We start from the raw sequence: 23,816 nt of genomic DNA on the forward strand, positions 1-23,816 counted from the left end.
GTTTTATCACTATTAATCTACAGACACTCTTCTTCCAAAGCAGCTACCAGTTCCTTCAGCAGTTCCACCGATGCATTCAATGAAGCCGAATAATAACGCTGCGTCCCCTTCTGTTCCACAGATATAAGCCCCTTCTCTAACAACAGCTTGAGATGATGAGATATGGCTGGCCGGGATAGGCTGGATTGTTCGGTAATTTCATTCACCGTCATTCTGCCCTTCTCGGTAAGTGTCAGCAAAATGGATTGACGATGGTTGTCACTTAAGACCTGAAATAACGGAATACAGGTTTGAAAAACGCTAATTGCTTTTTGTCCCATGGTTTCACCTCTATACTATTTCTTCTTCATTATTTCTACGTATATTTCTCTGTTTGATGTCTGTTGGTTTAAACATTCGAACCTAATGACTGAATTGTACTCTTTAATCACTTGAACTGCAAGTGAACCATCAACTAAATTTAATATAATGCTTATAAAGCGCTTCCACACTACCATACAAGTATGGTAGTATGTCATTAAAGGAGTTGAAGTTGTGGAATATACCCCAAAGTTATCATCCAAAGCCGGTTTGTTGCCTGTTGCGAGCAATATGTCTTCCATGAATAATAAGCAATCTTACTCATCGCGAGATGTCGTTTACTTCACGCTGAAACAACTCATTTTGAGTTTGAAATTGCCTCCGGGAACAGCTATTTCTGAGAAGGAAATTTCGCTGGAGTTCCAGGTAAGCCGGACACCTGTTCGAGAAAGTTTTGTAAGGCTTGCACAGGAAGGTCTGCTGGAAGTGTATCCACAGCGTGGCACATACGTCTCTCTGATTCAGGTCGATCTCGTTGAGGAAGCACGGTTCATGCGTGAACAGCTCGAACGAGCCGTAATCAGGCTCGCCTGCGAGAACTTTCCGAACGAACAGATGGTCGCTCTTGAACAGAACCTTGCTTGGCAACAGGAATGCAGGGTCAAACCGGATGATGAACGAATGTTCCAATTGGATGAGGAATTCCATAGCACTCTTTTTGCAGGCTGCAACAAAAGCAACACCTGGACTGTTATCCAGCAGATGAATGTACATTTGAATCGAAGTCGCATGTTACGCCTGTCCTCGGACCACCAGTGGGATCACCTGATTGAACAGCACCGGTCTATGGTCAAGGCCATTCAGCAGCATGATGCCGACACAGCAGAGCGACTGATGCAGGAACACTTGCATTTAACTGTCACCGATTTGGCTGTCCTGCAGGATACATATCCGTCCTATTTTCAATGACTGAATTTTTCTTCCTACTATTCATGATGAGGTGAACGTGATGAGAATGGTTTTTCGCTGGTTCGGCGAAGGCAATGATACGGTAACGCTGGATCATATCCGGCAGATTCCGGGTGTTGAAGGTATTGTGTGGGCACTGCACGATGTTCCTGCTGGCGAGGAATGGCCAATGGACAAAATACTCGCTGTCAAAACAGCAGCAGACAAGGCCGGGTTACATCTGGATGTCGTTGAGAGTGTGAACATCCATGAGGATATCAAGTTGGGCCTGCCATCAAGGGATAAATACATTGCGAACTATATTAAAACAATGGAGAAACTGGCTCAAGTTGGTGTTAAGGTCATCTGTTACAACTTTATGCCGATCTTCGACTGGCTTCGCACGGATATGCACAAGGAAATGGAGGATGGCTCAACTGCCCTCTTCTATGAGCACAGTAAACTCGCAGATATAGAACCTCTAGAACTCGTTCGACGCATTACGGAAAACTCCGCACTCACCATGCCAGGTTGGGAACCGGAACGATTGCAGTATTTAACAGGTCTGTTCGAAGCCTACAAGGATGTAACCGAGGATCATATGTGGGAGCACGCACGTTATTTCCTGCAAGAGATTATGCCTACAGCCGAACGGCTGGGGATTCGAATGGCCATCCATCCGGATGACCCGCCATGGCCAATCTTTGGATTACCAAAGATTATTACAAGTCAGGAGAATGTTCGGAAATATTTGAATCTTTATGATAGCCCTTACAACAGCGTGACACTATGCAGTGGCTCTTTGGGAGCGAATGCTGATAATGACATTATCGGGATGATACACGAGTTCAAGGATCGGATTCCATTTGCCCACATTCGTAATGTCAAAATCTACGAAAACGGCGACTTTATTGAAACGTCACATCGCAGTCAAGATGGAAGCGTCGATATTGCGGGGGTTGTTGAGGCTTATCACGATATCGGTTATGAAGGTTATGCAAGACCCGACCATGGTCGTCACCTCTGGGGAGAACAGTGCCGACCTGGTTATGGACTCTATGACCGGGCTTTGGGGATCATGTATCTCTGGGGCGTCTGGGATTCCCTGCAAAGGAGGGCAAAAGCATGAGTGAACACCACTATGAACGCTCATCTCGTCTCGAAGGCAGAACGGCTGTAATCACCGGAGGTGCTGGAGTATTATGCCGCTCCATGGCGGAAGAACTCGCTCGGCACGGTGCAAGTGTAGCCATCCTGAACCGCACGGTGTCCAAAGGACAGGAAGTTGTATCTGCGATAGAAGCTGCTGGTGGCAAAGCGATTGCTATTGCCTGTGACGTAACCCAGGCCGATAGTGTACAAGCGGCGGCAGATGCTGTACTGGAACAGCTTGGACCATGCGACATTCTTATTAATGGTGCCGGTGGCAATAACGCCAGTGCCAACACCACGAATGAAATTTTTAGATTGGAAGATCTGGAAAAGAGCGATGTCACTACATTTTTCGATGTAAGTGTAGAGGGATTTCGTCAGGTGATGGATCTGAATTTTGTCGGTTCTCTCATCCCCACTCAGATCTTTGCAAAACATATGATAGAGCGCGATGTTCCCGCTACTGTCATAAACATTTCTTCCATGAGCGCCCCATCTCCCATGACGAAAGTTCCAGCTTACAGCGCTGCGAAGGCAGCCATTAACAACTTCACGCAATGGCTCGCCGTTCATCTGGCCGAATCCGGTATTCGTGTCAACGCTATTGCACCCGGATTTTTCCTGACCGAGCAAAACCGTAATCTATTACTGCAACCAGATGGCTCACCAACGGAACGTTCCAGTAAAATTATTGCGCATACACCCATGCGCCGCTTTGGCAAACCGGAAGACCTGCTTGGCACATTAATGTGGCTTGCGGATGAAAGACAGTCCGGCTTTGTCACTGGCACAGTCATTCCGGTAGATGGCGGATTTATGGCATATTCCGGTGTTTAACGATTTCTTACACAGACACTCCGATGAAAGACCTCCGTTACGTGCAAATGAATCAGTTCAACTAATATAGAGAATTATAGAGACCGAAGCTTGGGATACATACCCAGGTTTCGGTTTTTGCGTTTAAGCATAAGATCCTCCAGCGTAGGAAAAGCTTGTTATAGTACATGTTCAAAAGCAAACGTTTTAAACAACCTCTTAATACAGCTACGGTGAACTAAAGGAAGGTGATACATATATGATGGAAGAAACATGGGTTGTTGCCGTACGGTCTATTATTGCCTTTCTGACCCTGATCATCTATACAAGGGTGCTGGGCAAACAGCAGATGGGTAACTTGACGTATTTTGATTACATTAACGGTATCACAATCGGTTCCATTGCGGGGACTTTTGCAACCGATCTTTCCTCCAAGGCGTGGATTCATTTTGTGGCCTTGACCATTTTCACAATCATTACGATCATCTTTCAGTATATTACGCTGAAAAATCGCACCATCTCCAAACTAATGGACTCTGATCCTACATTGATCATCCAGAACGGTAAAATTCTCGAACAGAACCTGAGTAAAATGCGAGTCAAATTTGACGAATTGACCATGATGCTGCGGCAAAAGGATGTATTTGATATTACAACGCTGGATTATGCGATTCTGGAACCGGATGGTAGCCTCTCGGTTGTTTTGAAACCTGAGAATCAACCGGTAACCGCCAAAGATATAAATATGCACCCGCCCAAGAGCAAGCTGATGACCGAGATTATCATTGATGGCCTGCTGATTAAGCAAAATCTGGAGGAAAGACACAAAGATATTAATTGGCTCAGTGAACAGCTTAAGAAACAAAAGATCACGATACAGGATATTGCTTTTGCCGCCATATTGCCTAATGACAAATTGTATGTTGATCTGTTCAAGGATAAGATCACCGAAAAAATCGATATGGGCGATTATGAGGGGCCTTTCTAAATTCTTTACATGAAGGAGGCGGTTGAATGAAAACGCGTTTCTGGCTGTTATATGTGCTTCCGATCTTCCTCATTCTTGTGTTCGTTGCGATTATGGCTAGCGGAGCCTTTCTCAAAAAGCCCTTTGGTACCGATGATCGCTTGCTTGAATCTGTACAGATGTTGGAGAAACAAGTCGAGGGAAAACAATGGACTGAAGCCAAGTCCCAAATTAATTATGCAATGCAAGCTTGGGATAAAGTCGTCAACCGCATTCAGTTCAGTGTGGAGCGTGAATCAATTTATGATATTCTGGGGACCCTCGCTCGGATGAAGGGCGGCGTTGCAGCAGAGGATGATAAGGCGATTATGGAAGAGATTTATTACTTTTATGTGTTATGGGATAATCTTGGAGATTAGGTTCAATATCTTTAATATCAGACTTAATATCAGATTGTAAGTCTAAAAACAAAAGGCACTATCCTTTTATGAAGAAAGGAAGTGCCTTCTTTGCTTTGATATAACTTTATATCCGTTACGCTCTTCGTAATCCCCGAGGCCTTGACGATCGCGAAGTGCCTTCTTTGCGGAAAAAGAGACCGAGTGCTCCCTTGGCACACCACAGTGCAAACAAAGCGAACAGCGTGCCCCAGAACAGCGCGGGAAGGAATGTCTGTTGAGCGAGATTCGCTGCATCCCCTGCCCGTGAGGGCTGAGTCCAGGACATAAATCCAACGTATACAGCACTAACAACCGACTCTTCCAGCGTAAGAAACGCCAGTAACAGATAATAGTACTTCACGATCTTGGCACCAAAAATCATAATGACAACGTTCAGTACGATGAACCCGGTCAGCCATAACATGCCGAACTCCCCTCTTACATATAACAGGAGCGACACCAGAGCGACAGCCGTCATAATACCAAGTCCCCACATGTGCAAGCCTTTGCGGTATAAGTAAAACAACAGCAAGGCGAACAGTGATGCACTGATATATCCCGCCAGAGAAACCAGGATCGATCTGCCTGGCGTCAGCATGGAAGAGTAAGTTACACCACTATGATCAGCGTACAATTCAATGCGCAACACTTTACCGGACAATACCAGTGTCATTAGTGCATGACCGAATTCATGGATCATCGTATCCAGGTTACGGAACAAGGACGAAAATGGGATGAATCGTGTAAGAAAGACGGAGCCTAGTAGGAACAGTATCGTTTTGACCCACTTATTCAATCGTGTGTACCTCCTTTACCTTCAAGTAAACAATCAAGTAAACAAGCTTATCCTTTATACTACGCTTTTTTCACTCGATTCGTTTCGGCTTCCGAACTGTAAGGCACAGTGCTCCATCCACCAGCAGAAGCTCCGATTGTGTCCAATGAAAAAAGAAGATAGATCATAGCGGCCCTTTTCGGCCTCTAGCGTAACGAGCAGTCGATTCCGCATCCGACGGAGGGCATAGTGCACGAATTGATCTGCTACCTCACTTTGTATCAGGGTAACATAAGCATAAAGGGAATGATCGACAGGTTCATCAAGCGGACTCACCCCTGCACATGAAAATTCCGTCCTCACGCCCGCACTCTGAAGTATGGACAATGCCTTCACGAGTTCGGCATCAACTTCAACACCGTTCCAAATCTCTGTTTTCTTCGCGGATACTGTATGTTTATCACGTTCCGTCCAGTGCATCAGCTCCAGCTTACGCCGTCTCCACAGATGGGCAGGCTGTTCACTTAACAGCACTTCATGTTCCTCATTTAAATTCATGCAATGCGTCCTCCTGTTCTGCTTGATCCGGTCACCTTATTCAACAAAGAGAGAGCACATCACTGTGCTCTCTGCTTTGCAAAAAGGCAAAGGAATGGCGATCCATTCCTCAGCATGTTGTATTATTGTACCTTTTTCGGTGACAGGCATCAAACTGATTTTAAATTATTCGTTTAGTGCCAGTTTCAGAGCCTCCAGATTCTGTCTCATCACGCTAATGTAGTCCATTCCCGCCGCAATTTCTTCCTCGGTGAGTCCCTCAATCGGATTCAATACAGCCGTCTTGGCCCCCACTTCACTTGCGATTGTCTCAGACACTTTGGATGAAACCAGTGTTTCGAAGAAAATCGTTTTCACCTGATGCTCTTTTGCAAAATCAATGACAGATGCCATCTGTGCTGCCGAAGGTTCTTGCTCAGGAGACAAACCTGCGATGGGCACCTGTTGCAATCCATATTCCTTGGCAAGATAACCAAATGCAGCGTGTTGTGTGATGAAATCCTTGCGTTTGCTATCCGTCACAGCCGCCTTGAAGTCCTGATCCAGTGACTCCAGTTGAGCAATGTAGGCATCTGCATTCTGCTGGAACTGTTCAGCATGTTCCGGGGCAGCCTGCGCCAAACCTGCTTCAATATTGCGCACTTCTTTTACAGCCAATGCAGGTGACAGCCATACGTGGGGATCGAGTCCACCGTGATCATGTCCTGCTTCTGCCTCTGCGTCATGATCATGGTCGTGTTGTTCAGTAGTCGCTTCATCCGCTTGATCGTGATCATGTGCTTCCCCAGCGGATTCATTGGCATGGTCATGCGTATCCGTTCCATCGGAATCTTCATGATGGTGATCATGCTCTCCACCTTCAAGCAGGTTAATTCCTTTGCTCGCTTCCACTTGAATGAGTGAAGCATTGCTCAGACTTCCGGTGACCTGATCAATCCAAGATTCCATGCCCGCACCATTGTATACAAGCACATCCGCTTTTTCAATGCTGGCAATATCTTGTGGTGTGGGCTCCCAATCATGAGGCTCCATTCCTGCTGGAACGAGTGTATGCACATTGGCCAGATCACCTGCCACATTTTTGGTGAACTCGTACATCGGGTAGAAGCTGACCTGCACGTTTAATTTTGCGGTTTCCGTCTTGACTGGAACGGAAGTGCCTGTCGAAGCTGTATTTGCATCAGAAGCGGATTTTTGTCCGCAGCCTGCGACGATAAGTGTGAGACTGAACAACAATCCGAGCGTTGCTTTTTTACTGAATTTCATGTGATGTATTCCTCCTAGAATGGTTGACCAGAATGACGTGCTGTGATTTCGTTTCTTTGCGGTGACGCTTGCGGTTATATCGTGCAATCAGCTTTTGCGCTGATATTCCAGTCAATAGAATGACCAACAGGATGAGTGCAATTGTTCCTCCCGGTGGTGTATTTAGATGGTAAGATGTTGTGAGCCCGCTAAAAATACCGATTAATCCTGTAATTACCGCGACAATAATCGCTGCTGTGAAACTGCGAGACACTCTCAGTGCCAAGGCAGCAGGTAATACAATGAGAGCAGACACCAGCAACACACCGACGATCGGCATGGCTGAAGCTACAGTCATTCCTGTCAGAATGGCAAATGCAAACGATAAACCTCTTACCTGAACGCCTCCAATGGAAGCAGTCTCTTCATCAAACGTAAAGTTATACAACGGTCTTCGGAGCAGGATGAAAAAAAGTAAACCTATGACACATACTCCTGCCATCATCCACAACTGCATATCGCTAACCGCGACAATAGATCCGAATAAGTATGAGCTGAAGGTCTTGGACAGATTGGTTTTGAGACTCATCAAAACCACAGCAAGAGCCAGTCCCGAAGTCATGATGATCGCCACAGGTACCTCGCTGTAGGTTCGGTAACTTCGCCGCAGTTGTTCAACCAGTAATGCACCGATAATTGCAATCGCGAACCCGCAGATCACCGGGTTAAGATTCATGACTGAACCGAGCGCCACCCCTGCGAGTGAGACATGGGATAACGTGTCTGCCATAAGGACCTGCCGCCTGAGCATCAGATAAACCCCGAGAATTGGAGCGATGACTCCAATCAGTCCACCTGCCCAGAAGGCACGTTGCATGAATTCGTACTCAAACACTGCCATTCCTCACTTTCTTGCCGCTCCAGAGTAATCGTTCGGTCCAATCGATCTCCCATCTCTTCCAGTCCATGAGTAACCATAATAATCGTTATCCCATGAGCATCAACATAGTGGCGCATCAGATTGTAAAATCCTTCACGGCTGTGGCGGTCCATTCCAGTTGTTGGCTCATCCAGTACCAGAACCTGCGGTTGCCCAGCCATAGCTCTGGCAATACAGATCCGCTGCTTCTGTCCGCCAGACAGCTCACCGACGCGTGTATTCCGATAATCCCACATACCAACTTCCCGCAGACTGCGTTCAACGATGGCATCCTGCTCTGCTGTGAATCTGCGGAATAATCCCAGCTTGGTGTAACACCCGGACCGGACCAGTTCTTTCACCGTACTGGGAAATCCACTATTAAACGATGCCACCTGCTGGGGCACATAACCGATATTGGACTTGTTCCCACGTTTCAACTGCGGATTCATATGTATCGTGCCGCTCCAGGGCTTCAATAGCCCTAGCAGCAGCTTTAACAGGGTCGTTTTGGCAGAACCATTGGGACCTGTGATGCCTATGAACTCTCCCACATGGATATCCAGCGACAGTTGATCAATGACCGGCTCTTTGCCATATCCAAATACAACATCACGCATGGAGGATAGTATCATGCCTCTCCCTCTTTTCGTAAATATTACGATTTAAAAATAACAAAAAAATTTTATCTGGTTTCCCGGTGGATCGTCATTTTCTTCAAACGTGGGGAGTACTTCTTCATCTCAAGTCTCTCTGGATGGTTACGTTTGTTCTTGGTTGTTGTATAGTTGCGGTCCCCGCACTCGGTGCAGGCTAAAGTTACAATGACTCTCATGGTGGTTGCCTCCTATTATTTAATAGTAATAATTACTATTAAATAATATTAGTCTATAGCTTTTCTTTTGTCAACTCCATATCTGTTACAGTAAAATTTTGTATGCACAATATAATTTCATATGATATACTGCTTTGGTATCATTATACTTTACCTACGGAGGAACTAGATGAAGATCAAGAAATCAACTTTCATTGGGTCATTGGTAGCATGCAGTTTGGCTTTCGGTGCCCTGGGTGTAGCAGCTTCAAACGGAATTCAAGATATTGAAGCAGCACTCGACAGCAACATTAGCTTTAAAGTAAACGGTTTGTCTTGGACACCCAAGAATGAAGCTGGAGACAAACTGAATGCACTGGTATATGACGGTGATGTATACTTGCCTGTAAGTACCACAGCAGAAGCACTCGGAGCCAACGTATCTCTGAATGTTAGCAACAAAGTTGTAAGTATCACTAATTCAGGTAGCGGTAAGTCAAGCAGTTCGAGTAGTAATAACAGCAGTACAGGTACCAAAGGTTCTGAAGATTCAAGTAAACCAAGTAGTTCAAGTAACTCAAGCACTTCTGGTTCAATCAAGATGACTGGAACTGACGCTCAGATGATAGTCAAATTGCAGAAAGAATCTTTAACATTGATCAAAATGTATGGTAAAGCACTTAAAACAGGTAGCACTAGTGAATTTGATAAATACATAGATGCTAAAGTTATTGAAAATCCTGAGATCGACATTTTTGATCTGGGTAAGCAATCCCAGAAAGATAAATTTAAGACTACAGTCAAAGGTATCATTGCAGCAAATGATAAAAAAACGCTGACTAAATATGCAGATCAGTTGATTAATGTGAAATCAGCTGATTTTAAAGTGATTGCAATGGATGATAAAACCAAAACAAGACACAGCTACAAAGCCATTTATTATCCACAAGGATGGACGGGTTCCTATGGAGTGTACCTTACCTTTGTGTTTAGTCCGCAAAAAAGTGGCAACGGTGATTTTTATCTTGGCGATTTGTACTTTAGCTAAAGTCATTAATGCAATATAATCATTGATCTTCAGGGGCACTATTGCACTTGAAGATCTTTTCTTTTCACTTCAACTCCACGCTGGAAAAGGATCTTTCAGTTCACGCCAGTTCATCAACATCTCCTCCTCCGTAAGAAGGGTCTCATCCAATGTACGTTCAATCTCCGCCCAGTCCATGTCACTGCCGATGAATACTAATTTGGTTACCCGGTCACCCCACTCATCATCCCAGTCCGGTATGCTTGGCAGCGTGTCGCCAAAATGAAGTTGCCTTTCCTCCTCACTCATCGCACCTACCCATATTCCTGCTGGCGCAAGCTGCTTCGATGTGCCTGCATGACTGAAAGAGATTGCCATATGGTTCCTTGTTGCCAACCACATCAGACCTTTGGATCGCACGATGTTATCTGGCCAATTCGCAATCCAACGCAGTAAGCGTTCCGGGTGGAATGGACGTCTACGATGATAGACAAATGAATGAATTCCATATTCTTCAGTCTCCGGCGTATGTTCCTCTTTCATTAATTCGCGGATCCAACCCGCGGACTGGCTTGCTTTTTCAAAATCAAAACGTCCCGTATTCAATATCTCTCTCGGATCAATCTGACCATGTGTCGTGCGATGTCAACATCTAATATGATGAAAAATCTTGATTAATCGTAAAAATGTTGATTAGAACATAGGAATGATGTATGTTGCCGCACGTACAAGCATATATTTTAGCAAAGTCCTAGTTGTGGAGGTCTGTTTCATGAAAATGGCAGCCAATCTGAAGCTCCTGTCCTTCCTGGTCCCTTGTGCATTTCTTGTTCCCGTGTTGATCACAATGGCTCCAGACTTGAAGGAAGCATGGAACAGTGAAGCTTTGCAAAATATGAAAACCGTATTCATAGGTATTTTCCTTGAAGCCGCACCTTTTCTGCTCATGGGTGTGCTATTGTCCTCGCTCATGCAGTGGTTCGTATCTGAAGAAATGGTCCGTAAACTCACGCCAAAAAATCCGATCGGTGGTGTGCTGGTCGCAGGGCTACTCGGTATTATTTTCCCCATCTGTGAATGTGGCATGATCCCGGTCGTGAGAAGGTTGATGCACAAAGGCATGCCAGCCTATATTGCAGTTACGTTCATCTTGAGTGGTCCCGTAGTCAATCCCATCGTATTTACCGCAACTTTGCTCGCCTTTCCCTCCCATCCTGAGATTACCATTGCCCGCATGGGACTGGCCTTTGCTGTAGCGGCTTCCATAGGCATGCTTGTGTATGTGTTTGTTCGTCGAAATCCCCTTCGGATGCCAAAAGTCGCAGTGACAGAGGTTAAGACACATACTGGTTTTAAAATGGCGCAACTTCACCCGCACGCAAATGCACATGATCATAACCATGTAAAAAACTGGCGCAGCTTCTTCATTCATGCCGGAGACGAATTTGTCGATATGAGCAAATATTTGGTGATCGGTGCCTTGATTACAGCCTGCATCCAGACATTCATTAGCCGCAGTGATCTGATCTCACTTGGTAATGGTCCTGTTGCCTCCTATGTGTTCATGATGGGATTTGCTTATGTATTGTCTCTCTGCTCCACTTCTGATGCTTTTGTGGCTTCTGCGTTCTCACATACGTTTGCACTGGGGCCGCTGGTATCCTTCCTTGTGCTTGGTCCAATGCTGGATTTCAAAAGCACCCTGATGCTGCTCTCCACCTTCCGTACCCGATTTGTTATTGGTCTAAGTCTAGCGATTATTACGCTCGTTTTTGCCGGCTCGTGGTTGATTAATCTACTGGTATAAAGGTTGAGCAACATACTTCATGGCCTGAATGGTTAATCCCATGAACTTTCATCCTGACGATGAATAGAAATGAGGCGATGTTATGAACCACACTATCTACACCATGACCAAACCTCCTGTTCCAAGGTCACACGTCATCCAATGGCATAACTTGATCCGTGCGGTCTGGATCGGCGGGCTTGCGGTATACATTATTCACTTGAATTCAAGTGACTCACTTCATTATTATTTGGCTCCTACCATGCAAAAACTGCTGTTATGCTGTCCTGTTCCCTTATTGTTTATTGCCGTTATCATGGCTTGGCATGGACTTTTCGGTAGAAACGAGGTTCATTGTGACTGTGAGCATCCACCACCCTCGGGGTTCCTTCGTAGTTCAATGGTATATGGTCTGATTGCCATACCCTTGTTGCTGGGATTTCTGTTACCTGATCGGGCTCTCGGCAGTTCCATGGCCAGTCAGAAAGGCATGTCTCTCACCTATGCCCCTCCCGAGATTCGTCGAGAAGAGCCTTTACCTGATCCGGCAACGCAATTGTATGTACAAGATCTCACACAAAAACCAACGACCGTTCAGCCTGCATCAGCCACCAAAGTACAGTTCATTCCCCCAGACGAGTATAGCCGCGAATTAGCTGAACTGGCGGAGAAGTTGTATGCAGAACAGGTCATCCGAGTCTATCCCGAGATCTTCTCTGAAACCCTCGGCACGATTGATATGTTCCAGCGACAATTTGCAGGCAAAGATATCTCCTTAACCGGGTTCGTTTATCGGGACAAAAGCATGGATCATGAATCACATTTTGCGCTGGGACGATTTCTCGTCATGTGTTGCCCCGCGGATGCTGCTCCCTTTGGCGTGATGATTCACATCCCCGAAGCGGATAGCTTTCCTACAGATAGCTGGGTGCAAATCGATGGCAGCATCGGCTCAGCACAGGTGAACGGTAAGGACACAATTGAGATTCGGGCCACAAAGGTGACACCTGTGGCTGAGCCATCCACACCTTATATTTACACCAATGCGGACTCGGTGATGGCGTATGAGAAGCTTAGTAACAATTAAGGAGAACCGATAGACTATAAGAAACCTAAAATAACGTATATAAAAAAACACACTATACATTCATAGTGTGTTTTTAAGTCTTTATTTGGTGAAGCTTCCCAACCACTCATTCCAAACTTGCTTGTTATCCGGCTTGCCGGAATCATTTAATTTCATATACTCTAGTAGCTGATCCAAATTATTCGAATGATTAAGTCGGTATTCTTGTATGAATTGAACCATGGCTTTATATACAATAAGATCAAGCGGTGAATAAGTAGGCGTGTCATTGGAGCTTCCATCTCCATTACCAGTCCCACTTCCACCACCATTAACCGGCTCTTCTGGAGGTACCTGAGTTACGGAATCCGCCTTTGTAAACGTGCCTGTGTCTCCAATATAGGTAGGATAACTAATAGCGATTTCTCCTGTTAAACTGTTTCCGACCCGTCCGATGTTTGGTTTTTCGAGAGTTGTAATTACACCTTGGTTATTAACAATTCCTTTAAGGGCGGGAAGGGTTAGTCTAGTTGGGAATTCTTCAGGGAAGGCTAAAGGTTCATAACGAGTGTAAGGATGCTGATGCAATCCAAAACGAGGCTGTACCGTTTGATATGTAGGCTTGATCCCTAACTCCTTCACCGCTTCGCGATAAGCCACAAGCGCGTTGGGAAACTTCTTTTTTAATAATGGGCTGTCACCCGGAATTGTATAAGGTTCATTAAAATTTATATTTATTGCTCCATGATAATCTATCTGAACTCCTCTAAGGAAAATATCTTTACCAAACGCATTTTTTATGAATCCTAAGTCTCGATAAAACCCTGTATCAGCCATTCTGGCATCAGCAATTGAATTCATAATAACCGAATTAATAGTAGCAACTGTATCTATTTTATTGTTTGAAGCATTAATCAGGGCTCCTGCACCGAAGTATTCATTCCATTTTTTCACCAAATAAATATGCGCATCTGAGGACCATTGTAGACTGTACTTTCTATTGGTACCCCATAAATCGTCGTACCCCTGAATGGAGGACGTAATTTCTAATTTTGTAGATGTATCTGCATCTTGCCATGCCTGTTGTCCAAATTGATGAACTTGCTCCATAATAACGGGATCAATACTTGTTGCATTTCCCGCTGCTGCTAAGAGTGCCGTCCCCCCCCATTGCATGATTGCTCCTGCTTCCAGTTCACCAGAAGCAAAGTCTGAATTAGCTGCCTCTGCTTGAAATTGAACTGTCGCTACAAACAATAAAATGAAAACGCTCAACACAATAAATGTTCTTCTAAATAATGTTTTCTGAAATTTCCCAAACAACTTGAATTCCTCCTAAAGTATGTACTTGCTAAGAAATCTAACTTACCAGCTTGAACGAATTGAATTTTAGCTTTCTTTAGATACCTCGGACCTCAAAAGAGCTATTTCGATCCTTATATTAACCTAATTTCTACCCTCCTCAAAAGGAAAAATATAACTTTAATATTATCTCAAATATTGAAGTAAGAGTAAATATAATCTCACAAAATATAATTTAAATAACAATAAAAAGCCCCAAAGCTATGGATTACATAGCTTCGGGGCTTTCATGTTCAGTCAGGCATGAGATTACATCTCGTCTGCTCTGATTGTATTATTCCGTTACGATATCATGAACCAATACAGGCGCATCGGCATGATCCGCAATCGTAATGTTTTCTTGGATCTTCGCGATGACGTCTGCTACGTCTTCACGATTGGCATGGATCGTTACGAGGGACTCACCAGCTTTGACTGCATCCCCGACTTTTTTGTTCAGCATCAGACCAACCGCGAGATCAATCTCGGACTCTTTTGTTGCACGGCCTGCGCCGAGCAGCATTGCTGCAGTTCCGATTTCGTCAGCGACGATTCCGGCAACATAGCCATCTTTGTCTGCTGGAACTTCAACCAGATACTGTGCTTGAGGTAAGCGCTCTGGATGATCCACAACCGAAGCGTCTCCGCCTTGGTTTGCCAGGAAATCTTTGAATTTCTCCAGGGCTTTACCGTTCTGGATCACTTCTTTTAATTTCTCCTCAGCGTGCTCCAAGGAATCTGCCTTGCCAGCAAGGAATACCATCTGACGTCCAAGTGCCAGACACAGTTCTTCCAGATCTTTTGGACCTTTACCTTGCAGTGTGAGGATGGCTTCTTTCACTTCAAGTGCGTTACCAATCGCCAGACCCAGTGGTTGGGACATATCGGAGATAACAGCCATCGTTTTACGTCCAACATTGTTACCGATGCTTACCATGGCATGCGCCAATTCTTTTGCATCTTCTGTTGTTTTCATGAATGCACCAGCACCCGTTTTAACATCCAACACGATTGCATCAGCACCTGCTGCAATTTTCTTACTCATGATGGAGCTGGCGATCAGTGGAATGGAGTTAACGGTAGCTGTTACGTCACGCAGTGCATAGAGCTTTTTGTCTGCAGGCGTTAGGTTACCACTTTGTCCGATAACTGCAACCTTATGTTCGTTTACGAGACGAATGAACTCTTCTTTTTCAAGCTCTACGTGGAAACCAGCAACGGATTCCAGCTTGTCTGTTGTACCACCCGTGTGACCAAGTCCACGGCCGGACATTTTGGCAACAGGTACATCCAGCGCAGCAACAAGCGGAGCCAGTACCAGTGTTGTTGTATCGCCCACTCCTCCCGTGGAGTGCTTGTCTACTTTGATGCCTTCGATAGCGGACAGGTCGATCGTCTCACCGGAATTCACCATCGACATCGTCAGATCGGCGCGTTCCTTGTCTGTCATATCTTTGAAGAAAACTGCCATCGCCCAAGCGCTGACTTGATAGTCGGGGATTTCTCCTTGTGTGTATCCTTGAACAACAAAATCAATCTCAGCTGTTGTCAGTTCTTTTCCGTCGCGTTTCTTAGCAATAATGTCTACCATTCTCATGATGATCTCTCCTCGGGTAAATGATTTGTATAGAACACTTTGTACTGGGACCGTTCCGGCTCCGGATCGATTCCTCCGAACGCTAACGCTTCTTCAGAATCGGTTCCGGTTCCCTTCACTTCGTGCTAAAACAAAAGTTTCGATCCAAATCAAATGATTATGAATATAAAATGCAACAATTACAGTGTGATTGCTGTGTCCAGGGCAACTACCATCATGTCGTTGAACGTTTTTTGACGCTCCTCGGCAGATGTTTCTTCGCCTGTCAGCAAGTGGTCACTTACCGTCAGGATCGTCAGTGCGTTAACACCAAACTTGGCAGCAATAGTGTACAATGCTGTTGTTTCCATCTCTACGCCGAGTACGCCGTGTTTCATCAACTTCTCGGTTACGGAACGGTCATCGCGGTAGAAAGAATCGGAGCTGAATACGTTACCAACGTGAATCTTCATACCTTTAGCTGTTGCACGGTCATAGGCTTCTTTCAGCAGGGAGAACGTAGCGATTGGTGAGAAGTCATAACCACCAAATACGTGTTTGTTCATGCTGGAATCTGTACATGCTGCTTGTGCAAGGATGACGTCACGTACACGTACATGCTCCTGCATACCGCCACAAGTACCCACACGAATCAGGTTTTTTACGCCATATTCGCTGATCAATTCGTTAGCATAGATTGCAAAGGACGGAATACCCATCCCTGAACCTTGCACCGAAATCCGGTGTCCTTGATATGTACCTGTGTAACCGAGCATTCCACGAACTTCGTTGTAACATACAACATCTTCGAGATACGTATCTGCGATATATTTCGCGCGCAAAGGGTCTCCTGGCAATAGAATCGTTTCTGCGATATCCCCGGGTTTTGCTCCAATATGTGTACTCATGAATGAATCTCCTCCAGTTATACAATTAGTCTATTATGATGGCAGGACCGGAGCAGCCCAAGCTACTCCGACCTCCCCTATCCAGTTTTGAAAAACTTATTTCAAATCTTTCAGGAAGCTGGTGCCGTATTCCGGCATTTTCACTCCAAAGTTCTCGGCTACGGTTGCGCCAAGGTCAGCAAATGTGCTGCGCAGATCAAGCTTTTTGCCCTCGCTGAAGCGCGGAGAGTAGGCAAGCAGTGGTACATATTCACGTGTATGGTCTGTACCGCGGTATGTTGGATCGTTACCATGGTCAGCTGTGATCAGCAGCAGATCATCATTGGTCATTTTGGCAAAAATCTCTGGCAGCCGTGCATCATAGTCTTCAAGTGCCTGAGCATAACCTTGCGGATCACGACGGTGACCGTACAGGGCATCAAAATCAACCAGGTTCAGGAAGCTGAGTCCAGTGAACTCTTCATCCATCGTTTCAGACAACTTGTCCATGCCATCCATGTTAGAGACGGTACGAACAGCCTTGGTTACACCTTCGCCATCATAGATATCTGCGATTTTACCCAAAGCAATCACATCAAATCCGCTATCTTGCAGTTCATTCATAACAGTACGACCAAAAGGTTTAAGCGCATAGTCATGACGATTTGCAGTACGTTTCCAGTTACCCGCTTCACCTACAAATGGACGTGCAATAATGCGGCCGAGCATATACGGATCTTCAAGTGTAATTTCACGGCAGAACTCACAGATCTCATACAGCTCTTTCAGTGGAACAACGTCCTCATGTGCTGCAATTTGCAGAACCGAATCGGCGGATGTATAAACGATGAGCGCGCCAGTTTCAACATGCTCTGCACCCAGCTCATCCAGAATTTCCGTGCCGCTGGCCGGTTTGTTACCGATCACCTTGCGGCCCGTTTTCTCTTCAATGCGTTGAATCAACTCATCAGGAAAACCATTCTCGAACACACGGAAAGGTGTATCAATGTAAAGACCCATCAGCTCCCAGTGACCTGTCATTGTGTCTTTGCCTCTGGATGCTTCCTGCATCTTGGTGTAATACGCTTTAGGTGCATCCGCTACAGGGACACCCTCAATTTCTTTGATGTTGGACAGTCCGAGACTGGCCATGTGAGGCATTTTCAGACCTCCGCGTTCACGTGCAATGTGACCAAAGGTATCTACATCAAAATCATCAAATTCTGCTGCATCCGGCGCTTCGCCGATCCCTACAGAATCCATAACGATCAGATGTACTCTTTTGAATGTTGACATAACCTAAGCACTCCTTCCAATAATCCGGTTTACAAGAACAGTCCAGTAATGATCGCTGACAGCACGCTGACAAGCGAAGCACCGTAAAGCAGTTTCAGACCGAAGCGGGCGACCACATTACCTTGCTTCTCATGGAGTCCCTTCACCGCACCAGCAATGATACCGATGGAGGAGAAGTTGGCGAACGACACGAGGAAGACAGATACGATACCCGTTGTTCTGGCAGACATTGCAGTCTCTTTCAAATTAAGCATAGCTACGAATTCGTTGGATACCATTTTGGTTGCCATAATACTTCCTGCCTGAATCGCTTCTTTCCATGGAACACCCATGATGAAGGCAAATGGTGCAAACACATAACCAAGTAGCTCCTGGAACGAAATGCCAAGCACCGCGCTGAAAATTCCGTTAACAAGTGCGATCAAAGCAACAAAACCGATCAACATCGCAGCTACGATGATAGCAACTTTGAATCCATCCAGGATGTATTCGCCGAGCATTTCGAAGAAGGACTGTTTCTCCTCTTCCTGTACTTCCAATATATCTTCTTCCTCTGTAACCTCATAAGGATTCACAATCGAAGCAATGATAAAACCGCCAAACAGGTTCAGTACAAGAGCTGTAACCACATATTTCGGCTCGATCATGGTCATATAAGCACCAACAATCGACATCGATACCGTGGACATCGCCGAAGCACACAAGGTGTACAGCCGATGTTTTGGCAACAACCCAATTTGTTTTTTCACAGAAATGAACACTTCAGATTGCCCCAATACAGCCGAAGCAACCGCGTTATATGATTCCAGTCTGCCCATTCCGTTGATTTTGCTTAATACCAGACCAATATATTTTATAACAAAAGGCAAGATTCGGATATACTGCAATATACCGATAAGGGCGGAGATGACAACAATCGGCATCAATACGCTGAGGAAGAACGGTGCCCCCCCACTTTCGGCACCTACAGTAGTCAAACCCCCAAATACAAATGCGATACCTTCATTCGCATAGTCGAGTAAACTTTTAAATACGGTCGCGAAACCGCCAATTAAAAAAGTACCCACTCCTGTATTCAACAGAGCATAAGCTAGTATAACTTGCAAAACAATCATGATAGCCAGCGGCCGGTAACGAATCTGCTTTTTGCCGTTGCTTGCGATATAAGCCAGTCCAAAAACAACGAGTAAGCCGATAATGGCAATTAGAAATTTCATTTGATTTCTCCTTTGAAGGTAGTTAAGCCGGATGTGAAAATTCAGCTCAAAGGGCTCTTAAGCATTCTTATCAGTAATCTTTCAGAAAACTTATGAAGCGCTTACAATTAGTTCCGTTATTTAAAATACAAGTGTAAGTTGTATTCCCTGTACCTGAGTCGACTGCCCAAGTACAGAGAATATAACATTACTTTTATTTATTAAGCTTTTTTCTTGATAAGATGCTTTTGCTTAGTAAGACGATGAAGACTGTTCGCCCTGCATAATCTTCACGCCAGAACTAGCACCGATACGAGTTGCACCCGCTTCGATCATTTTTTGCATATCTTCCAGGCTACGTACGCCACCGGAAGCTTTAACGCCAACATCAGGACCTACAGTACGACGCATCAAAGCGATATCTTCTGGCGTTGCTCCACCTGTGGAGAAACCTGTAGAAGTTTTAACAAAATCAGCTCCAGCTCGCACAGCTGCCTGACAAGCACGTACTTTCTCTTCATCCGTCAACAGACAAGTTTCAATAATAACTTTCACCAAAGCTTTACCCGCAGCCGCTTCAACAACAGCACGAATATCTTGTTCAACGAAATCATCTTTGCCATCTTTCAAAGCACTGATGTTGATGACCATATCGACTTCAGTTGCACCTTTAGCAATCGCATCTTTCGTTTCGAAAGCTTTTGTCTCCGATGTAGATGCTCCCAGAGGGAAACCAATAACGGTGCAGATATCTACGCCAGAACCCTGCAACTGCTCAGCAGCATAAGCAACCCAGCCTGGGTTAACACATACGGAAGCAAACTGATATTGCTTTGCTTCTTCGGTTAACTTGGCCATTTCACTTTGCGTTGCGTCCGCACGAAGCAACGTATGGTCGATCATTTTAGCTAATTGTGGTGTAGTCAATTGAATCTCTCCCTTATCTGAACTAGTTATTTTCTATACCCTTACACTAACATGAACATATGTAAAAATCAACTTGAACTTTTGTTCACAGTTACACTTACATTTCTTCTTCGTTATATTTTCTTCCTAAAAAAGCAAAACATCCGCCCTGTTTGCATGGCAGATGTTGTCATCCATATCCATTTGAAATTAAAATCGAAGTAATGCCTGCGCTGTGTACTGATCCGTGACCAGAATATTTGCGTAATGACCTTTGAGCGCGGCGTGTATGGCTTCAATTTTGCGTTGTCCCCCAGCGACAAGGATTGATTTTTCCTTATTTCTCAACTCCGCTAGATCAATTCCAACGGTTCTGCTGTTAATCTCTTCACTGATCAACTGACCTTCCGCGTCGAAAAAGCGTGAACAAATGTCACCTGCACCGGAGTTCATCAGCAATTGTTGCTCTTCTTCATTGAAGTAACCGAGCCTGAACAATAATGCATCTTCCTTCACAGTACCCACGGTAAACAAAGCAATGTTGGCCTGTCTGCCAAGTTCCACGATTCTGCCGATATGTCGATCCGCTTCCACCATGTTTTTTACTTCAATGTTGTCGAAAATCACAGGCAGCGGCAGATACCTTGGTACCGTATGGAATGCCTCAGCGAACAAATGAACAATCTCAGCGGCATAGGTATTGACATGGGAGTGGCTTACGCCCCCCTTCAATTGTACGACTTCGACACCTTTAACCTGCTTGGGACGAAGTTGGCGTGCTACAGCATGCATGGTTGTTCCCCAAGTCACCCCGATAATATCTGCATCCTGAACCGTCTCTTGAAGATAATCCGCTGCTCGTTTACTGATATGCTTCTGTATTTCCTCATCACTCTTCAACGGGGCAAAACACACAAGTGCCGTATCCAGATCATATTTCGACTTAAGTTCTCCGGCAATGATGTCGATATCCTCCAGCGGGTCCATAATTTCAATCCGGACGTATCCACGATCTTTGGCGTACTGAAGTAATCTTGACACCGTTGGACGCGACACGCCCAACCTTGCGGCAATATCCTGCTGGCTATAATCGGACTGATAATACAATTTCGCTGCTTCAATGCTTAATCGTTGCTTCTCCAGGTCCATTCCCATGTGCGCTCATCTCACTCATCCTATTGTCTTTGGAAAATAAATACTCGTCCTATATATTATACATGGATTGAGTATCCGGTCACCATATAGCATCCAATTCAGTATCATGATCGATCCATTCATATCCCTTTCTGACGTATAAAACGGGGGAAACGATGCATACTACTGCGGTCGCTTCATCATTGCCAAGATCGCTTCACCCCATTAATCGCACAGAGAGGAAGAACTACATGTCTACCTTATTGTATATTACTGCCCATCCTCATGATCATGAAACCTCCTTCAGCATGGCTACAGGCAAAGCATTTATTGATGCGTATCGTGAAAGTCACCCTTCTGATGAGGTTGTTCACCTCGATCTGTATCGTTCGGATATTCCGCATATCGATGCGGATGTCTTCAGTGGTTGGGGCAAACTGCAATCGGGTAGTGATCTGACTGCCGAAGAGCAGACCAAAGTAAGCCGTTTGAATGAACTTTCGGATCAATTTGCCTCAGCAGATAAATATGTTTTTGTAACCCCGATGTGGAACTTCTCGTTCCCCCCTATTCTGAAGGCTTATGTGGACTCGATCTGCGTAGCTGGCAAAACATTTCGTTATACCGAACAAGGTCCTGTTGGACTGCTGTCTGATAAAAAAGCACTGCATATTCAGGCGCGCGGTGGCATTTATTCCGAAGGCCCGGCGGCTCAGATGGAATCCGGTCATCGTTACTTAAGCATTATCATGTCATTCCTCGGTGTGCCGAAGCTTGATGGCATTTTTGTTGAGGGGCACAATCAATATAAAGACCGTGCAGATGAGATCAAGCAACAAGCTATAGAGCAAGCACGCACTTTCGCAAAACAATTTTAAATAGGTTGTTCAAAAAGTAGTATAACACTCAAAACATAAACAAAACCCGCGTGCGACCTAGGGGATAATCCCAGGAAACACGCGGGTTTTCAATGTATAATCAACCTAGAGCTTACTGATGTCCAGCACTGGCACGGCTCATGGTTTCAAGTTTACGTGTGATCGCATGACGGTCTACTTTCAATCCCCAGATCATTTCAATAATCTGTTCTTTCTCCTCAGGACTGTCGGCATGCTTCAATTGCATTAACAGATCATGCATTTGTTCATTAATGCCTTCAAATTGAATCCATAAATCCTGTCTTACCTCTTTGGAATCCAGATGATGATTCGCATCGACTTCTTCCTTCAATGCTTGCAGAATAGCATCTTTCCACTCGTTATCACCTAGCTGTTTCGCAATGTTCAGGAGATCCAGATAATCGTCAACAAGAAGTGAGTTCAATTCAGCATGTGTTTTCATCGTTTATTGCATCCCCTTTTCGTCTATTTACCAAGTATTATACTCGGTATTTCAGGATATGCAATAGCTGTCGGAAAAAGTTGATTTATGTAGCCTGTCCCTTCAACCTGTGAACAAGCAAATTACACAAGACAAAACCGATCAAAACGTACACACCGATCATCCCCACAATGCCTATCCATCCAAGATGACTGTAAAGCAGTCCACCTCCTGTTCCACTTACGCTTGAACCAAGATAGTAGAAAAATAAATACAAAGCATTGGCTTGGGATTTGTGCTGATTAGCCACGAGTCCAACCCAACTGCTTGTGATGGAATGACCGCCAAAGAATCCAAAGGCAAACAGGGCGAGTCCGATAATCTTGACCCAAAGCGCTGGATGAACGGTACAGACTGCACCAGCCAGAATAATTCCCAGCGCGATTCCAAGCACATGTGACCTGCCGTACCGATCTGCCAGCCTGCCCATCCAGGTGCTGCTTACCGTGCCCATCAGATATACCACAAAAAGACTTCCAACGATAGACTGGCTAAGATGATAGGGTCCACCCGTTAATTCAAAACCGATATAGTTGAACAGGGTCACGAATCCCCCCATCAAGAGAAAACCGAGTCCATACAGGCATAACAGCCTTGGATTGCGACATTGTGACCACAAAAGAGGTATTGGATTTTTGAATCCGGGTGCAGCTTTGACAAAATGACGGGATGGCGGGATGACAAGCCAAAAAATAACGGCTGCACACAGTCCAAGAATACCAATGAACCCCACAGCAGCGCGCCAACTGAACCAATCTGTCACCACACCGCTGATGAAACGGCCGGCCATGCCTCCTATCGAATTGCCGCTGATATATAGGCCCATAGCATAACCAAGACTTCTAGGTTCAATTTCTTCTGACAAATATGTCATGGCTATCGCTGGCAACCCCGCGAGTGCCACACCCTGGAGAATACGAAGCAGAAGAAGCTCCGTATATCCCGGGCTGAATGCGCTGAGCAAAGCAATAACAGAAGATATCACCAGTGCAGCTGTCATTATAAAGCGTCGGCCCACAGAATCAGACAAGGACCCGATGAACAGCATCGTCAGTGCCATGGCGATCGTTGTAACGGATAACGTAAGACTGGCGTGTGCCGGCGTAATGGAGAATGCGTTGCTAATCTCAGGCATCAGGGGCTGGAGGCTGTAGAGCAAAGCAAAAGTGACAAAACCTCCGGCGAACAGTGCAAGGCTAATGTTACGAAACGTCTTAGTTCCCTGCTGAATCATGGATGTTCCAACTTTCCCAGTAAGAAAGCTTCTTGGATCGACTGTGGTCTGAT

At 45.2% G+C, this 23,816-nt stretch carries 25 protein-coding genes and 1 pseudogene; 9 read left to right on the forward strand and 17 right to left on the reverse strand.

The window, feature by feature from the left end:
- Nucleotides 1-17: 17 nt before the first annotated feature.
- Nucleotides 18-320, reverse strand: coding sequence for a metalloregulator ArsR/SmtB family transcription factor (locus MHH25_RS16930; protein ID WP_017688208.1), 303 nt, complete (start codon nt 318-320; stop codon nt 18-20).
- Between the two features lie 271 nt (nt 321-591).
- On the opposite strand from MHH25_RS16930, the gene MHH25_RS16935 reads away from it, so the two are divergent.
- From MHH25_RS16935 to MHH25_RS16955, 5 genes are all read left to right on the forward strand, one after another.
- Nucleotides 592-1,269 carry a GntR family transcriptional regulator gene (locus tag MHH25_RS16935; protein WP_340020518.1) on the forward strand — a complete coding sequence of 226 codons (678 nt, stop codon included), beginning with the start codon at nt 592-594 and terminating at the stop codon, nt 1,267-1,269.
- A 40-nt stretch (nt 1,270-1,309) separates the two neighbouring features.
- Entirely contained in the window at nt 1,310-2,377 is a 1,068-nt protein-coding gene (gene uxuA / locus MHH25_RS16940; RefSeq protein ID WP_017688206.1) for a mannonate dehydratase, read from the forward strand.
- A complete protein-coding gene (locus MHH25_RS16945) occupies nt 2,374-3,237 on the forward strand; it encodes an SDR family oxidoreductase (protein WP_340017604.1) in 864 nt (287 codons plus the stop codon). The genes uxuA and MHH25_RS16945 overlap by 4 nt, the downstream gene beginning before the upstream one ends.
- Before the next feature lie 238 nt (nt 3,238-3,475).
- Entirely contained in the window at nt 3,476-4,204 is a 729-nt protein-coding gene (locus MHH25_RS16950; RefSeq protein WP_340017605.1) for a DUF421 domain-containing protein, read from the forward strand.
- 26 nt (nt 4,205-4,230) lie between these two features.
- Nucleotides 4,231-4,602 (forward strand): DUF4363 family protein, encoded by a 372-nt coding sequence (locus MHH25_RS16955; RefSeq protein WP_282321175.1) that lies wholly within the window; start codon nt 4,231-4,233, stop codon nt 4,600-4,602.
- Nucleotides 4,603-4,717: 115 nt separating this feature from the next.
- On the opposite strand, the gene MHH25_RS16960 is transcribed toward MHH25_RS16955, so the two are convergent.
- The 6 genes from MHH25_RS16960 to rpmG all read right to left on the reverse strand — a co-directional run bounded on the left by MHH25_RS16960 (nt 4,718) and on the right by rpmG (nt 8,955).
- Nucleotides 4,718-5,419: a M50 family metallopeptidase gene (locus tag MHH25_RS16960; RefSeq protein ID WP_340017606.1), complete on the reverse strand. Its 702-nt coding sequence runs from the start codon at nt 5,417-5,419 to the stop codon at nt 4,718-4,720.
- Between the two features lie 54 nt (nt 5,420-5,473).
- The gene (locus tag MHH25_RS16965; protein ID WP_036673725.1) at nt 5,474-5,956 is read right to left on the reverse strand and encodes a hypothetical protein; all 483 of its coding nucleotides are present in this window, start codon (nt 5,954-5,956) and stop codon (nt 5,474-5,476) included.
- Between the two features lie 165 nt (nt 5,957-6,121).
- Complete coding sequence (locus MHH25_RS16970; protein WP_340017607.1) at nt 6,122-7,222, reverse strand: metal ABC transporter substrate-binding protein; 1,101 nt, start codon at nt 7,220-7,222, stop codon at nt 6,122-6,124.
- On the reverse strand, nt 7,209-8,102 hold the full coding sequence (locus MHH25_RS16975) for a metal ABC transporter permease (RefSeq protein ID WP_340017608.1): 894 nt from the start codon (nt 8,100-8,102) through the stop codon (nt 7,209-7,211). Before MHH25_RS16975 ends, MHH25_RS16970 begins: the two co-directional genes overlap by 14 nt.
- A complete protein-coding gene (locus MHH25_RS16980; RefSeq protein ID WP_340017609.1) occupies nt 8,048-8,755 on the reverse strand; it encodes a metal ABC transporter ATP-binding protein in 708 nt (235 codons plus the stop codon). The genes MHH25_RS16975 and MHH25_RS16980 overlap by 55 nt, the downstream gene beginning before the upstream one ends.
- A gap of 50 nt (nt 8,756-8,805) precedes the next feature.
- Nucleotides 8,806-8,955, reverse strand: a complete 150-nt coding sequence (rpmG, locus tag MHH25_RS16985; protein ID WP_036613813.1) for a 50S ribosomal protein L33 — start codon at nt 8,953-8,955, stop codon at nt 8,806-8,808.
- A 169-nt stretch (nt 8,956-9,124) separates the two neighbouring features.
- Between rpmG and MHH25_RS16990 the strand changes: the two genes are divergently transcribed.
- Complete coding sequence (locus MHH25_RS16990; protein ID WP_340017610.1) at nt 9,125-9,982, forward strand: hypothetical protein; 858 nt, start codon at nt 9,125-9,127, stop codon at nt 9,980-9,982.
- A gap of 69 nt (nt 9,983-10,051) precedes the next feature.
- Here MHH25_RS16990 and MHH25_RS16995 read toward each other — a convergent pair.
- Nucleotides 10,052-10,603, reverse strand: a pseudogene (locus tag MHH25_RS16995) (GTP-binding protein); the annotation flags it as partial.
- A gap of 130 nt (nt 10,604-10,733) precedes the next feature.
- On the opposite strand from MHH25_RS16995, the gene MHH25_RS17000 reads away from it, so the two are divergent.
- Both MHH25_RS17000 and MHH25_RS17005 read left to right on the forward strand, forming a co-directional pair.
- Complete coding sequence (locus MHH25_RS17000) at nt 10,734-11,768, forward strand: permease (RefSeq protein ID WP_340017611.1); 1,035 nt, start codon at nt 10,734-10,736, stop codon at nt 11,766-11,768.
- 82 nt (nt 11,769-11,850) lie between these two features.
- Nucleotides 11,851-12,834, forward strand: coding sequence for a TIGR03943 family protein (locus MHH25_RS17005; protein WP_340017612.1), 984 nt, complete (start codon nt 11,851-11,853; stop codon nt 12,832-12,834).
- Nucleotides 12,835-12,915: 81 nt separating this feature from the next.
- Here the strand turns inward: MHH25_RS17005 and MHH25_RS17010 are convergent, their stop codons facing one another.
- From MHH25_RS17010 to MHH25_RS17040, 7 genes are all read right to left on the reverse strand, one after another.
- A complete protein-coding gene (locus MHH25_RS17010) occupies nt 12,916-14,136 on the reverse strand; it encodes a hypothetical protein (RefSeq protein WP_340017613.1) in 1,221 nt (406 codons plus the stop codon).
- 313 nt (nt 14,137-14,449) lie between these two features.
- A complete protein-coding gene (locus tag MHH25_RS17015) occupies nt 14,450-15,751 on the reverse strand; it encodes a pyrimidine-nucleoside phosphorylase (RefSeq protein ID WP_340017614.1) in 1,302 nt (433 codons plus the stop codon).
- A gap of 179 nt (nt 15,752-15,930) precedes the next feature.
- Nucleotides 15,931-16,638, reverse strand: a complete 708-nt coding sequence (deoD, locus tag MHH25_RS17020; RefSeq protein ID WP_017688193.1) for a purine-nucleoside phosphorylase — start codon at nt 16,636-16,638, stop codon at nt 15,931-15,933.
- A 96-nt stretch (nt 16,639-16,734) separates the two neighbouring features.
- The gene (gene deoB, locus MHH25_RS17025) at nt 16,735-17,913 is read right to left on the reverse strand and encodes a phosphopentomutase (protein WP_047843308.1); all 1,179 of its coding nucleotides are present in this window, start codon (nt 17,911-17,913) and stop codon (nt 16,735-16,737) included.
- Nucleotides 17,914-17,942: 29 nt separating this feature from the next.
- Entirely contained in the window at nt 17,943-19,130 is a 1,188-nt protein-coding gene (locus MHH25_RS17030) for a NupC/NupG family nucleoside CNT transporter (protein WP_036613804.1), read from the reverse strand.
- Nucleotides 19,131-19,361: 231 nt separating this feature from the next.
- The gene (gene deoC / locus MHH25_RS17035; protein WP_076250397.1) at nt 19,362-20,012 is read right to left on the reverse strand and encodes a deoxyribose-phosphate aldolase; all 651 of its coding nucleotides are present in this window, start codon (nt 20,010-20,012) and stop codon (nt 19,362-19,364) included.
- Nucleotides 20,013-20,225: 213 nt separating this feature from the next.
- A complete protein-coding gene (locus MHH25_RS17040) occupies nt 20,226-21,164 on the reverse strand; it encodes a sugar-binding transcriptional regulator (protein ID WP_062836066.1) in 939 nt (312 codons plus the stop codon).
- Between the two features lie 236 nt (nt 21,165-21,400).
- Here MHH25_RS17040 and MHH25_RS17045 point away from each other — a divergent pair, with 236 nt between their 5' ends.
- Complete coding sequence (locus MHH25_RS17045; protein WP_036613802.1) at nt 21,401-22,027, forward strand: FMN-dependent NADH-azoreductase; 627 nt, start codon at nt 21,401-21,403, stop codon at nt 22,025-22,027.
- 112 nt (nt 22,028-22,139) lie between these two features.
- Here the strand turns inward: MHH25_RS17045 and MHH25_RS17050 are convergent, their stop codons facing one another.
- Together MHH25_RS17050 and MHH25_RS17055 are read right to left on the reverse strand one after the other, a co-directional pair.
- Entirely contained in the window at nt 22,140-22,490 is a 351-nt protein-coding gene (locus tag MHH25_RS17050; RefSeq protein WP_340017615.1) for a hypothetical protein, read from the reverse strand.
- A gap of 85 nt (nt 22,491-22,575) precedes the next feature.
- Nucleotides 22,576-23,763 carry an MFS transporter gene (locus MHH25_RS17055; protein ID WP_076317690.1) on the reverse strand — a complete coding sequence of 396 codons (1,188 nt, stop codon included), beginning with the start codon at nt 23,761-23,763 and terminating at the stop codon, nt 22,576-22,578.
- Nucleotides 23,764-23,816 lie beyond the last annotated feature (53 nt).

The organism is Paenibacillus sp. FSL H3-0457 (genome assembly GCF_037981725.1).
Taxonomy (GTDB): Bacteria; Bacillota; Bacilli; order Paenibacillales; family Paenibacillaceae; genus Paenibacillus; species Paenibacillus amylolyticus.

Excerpts from the sequence above, each read along its gene's own strand:
- MHH25_RS17045 (WP_036613802.1), top strand. The coding sequence starts at position 21,401 with ATGTCTACCTTATTGTATATTACTGCCCATCCTCATGATCATGAAACC.
- deoB (WP_047843308.1), bottom strand. The coding sequence starts at position 17,913 with ATGTCAACATTCAAAAGAGTACATCTGATCGTTATGGATTCTGTAGGG.
- MHH25_RS16950 (WP_340017605.1), top strand. The coding sequence starts at position 3,476 with ATGATGGAAGAAACATGGGTTGTTGCCGTACGGTCTATTATTGCCTTT.
- MHH25_RS17050 (WP_340017615.1), bottom strand. The coding sequence starts at position 22,490 with ATGAAAACACATGCTGAATTGAACTCACTTCTTGTTGACGATTATCTG.
- MHH25_RS16980 (WP_340017609.1), bottom strand. The coding sequence starts at position 8,755 with ATGATACTATCCTCCATGCGTGATGTTGTATTTGGATATGGCAAAGAG.
- uxuA (WP_017688206.1), top strand. The coding sequence starts at position 1,310 with ATGAGAATGGTTTTTCGCTGGTTCGGCGAAGGCAATGATACGGTAACG.
- MHH25_RS17030 (WP_036613804.1), bottom strand. The coding sequence starts at position 19,130 with ATGAAATTTCTAATTGCCATTATCGGCTTACTCGTTGTTTTTGGACTG.
- MHH25_RS16975 (WP_340017608.1), bottom strand. The coding sequence starts at position 8,102 with ATGGCAGTGTTTGAGTACGAATTCATGCAACGTGCCTTCTGGGCAGGT.
- MHH25_RS16965 (WP_036673725.1), bottom strand. The coding sequence starts at position 5,956 with ATGAATTTAAATGAGGAACATGAAGTGCTGTTAAGTGAACAGCCTGCC.
- deoD (WP_017688193.1), bottom strand. The coding sequence starts at position 16,638 with ATGAGTACACATATTGGAGCAAAACCCGGGGATATCGCAGAAACGATT.
- deoC (WP_076250397.1), bottom strand. The coding sequence starts at position 20,012 with ATGATCGACCATACGTTGCTTCGTGCGGACGCAACGCAAAGTGAAATG.
- MHH25_RS16990 (WP_340017610.1), top strand. The coding sequence starts at position 9,125 with ATGAAGATCAAGAAATCAACTTTCATTGGGTCATTGGTAGCATGCAGT.
- MHH25_RS17055 (WP_076317690.1), bottom strand. The coding sequence starts at position 23,763 with ATGATTCAGCAGGGAACTAAGACGTTTCGTAACATTAGCCTTGCACTG.
- MHH25_RS16935 (WP_340020518.1), top strand. The coding sequence starts at position 592 with ATGTCTTCCATGAATAATAAGCAATCTTACTCATCGCGAGATGTCGTT.
- rpmG (WP_036613813.1), bottom strand. The coding sequence starts at position 8,955 with ATGAGAGTCATTGTAACTTTAGCCTGCACCGAGTGCGGGGACCGCAAC.
- MHH25_RS17000 (WP_340017611.1), top strand. The coding sequence starts at position 10,734 with ATGAAAATGGCAGCCAATCTGAAGCTCCTGTCCTTCCTGGTCCCTTGT.
- MHH25_RS16930 (WP_017688208.1), bottom strand. The coding sequence starts at position 320 with ATGGGACAAAAAGCAATTAGCGTTTTTCAAACCTGTATTCCGTTATTT.
- MHH25_RS16970 (WP_340017607.1), bottom strand. The coding sequence starts at position 7,222 with ATGAAATTCAGTAAAAAAGCAACGCTCGGATTGTTGTTCAGTCTCACA.
- MHH25_RS17005 (WP_340017612.1), top strand. The coding sequence starts at position 11,851 with ATGAACCACACTATCTACACCATGACCAAACCTCCTGTTCCAAGGTCA.
- MHH25_RS17040 (WP_062836066.1), bottom strand. The coding sequence starts at position 21,164 with ATGGACCTGGAGAAGCAACGATTAAGCATTGAAGCAGCGAAATTGTAT.
- MHH25_RS16955 (WP_282321175.1), top strand. The coding sequence starts at position 4,231 with ATGAAAACGCGTTTCTGGCTGTTATATGTGCTTCCGATCTTCCTCATT.
- MHH25_RS16945 (WP_340017604.1), top strand. The coding sequence starts at position 2,374 with ATGAGTGAACACCACTATGAACGCTCATCTCGTCTCGAAGGCAGAACG.
- MHH25_RS17015 (WP_340017614.1), bottom strand. The coding sequence starts at position 15,751 with ATGAGAATGGTAGACATTATTGCTAAGAAACGCGACGGAAAAGAACTG.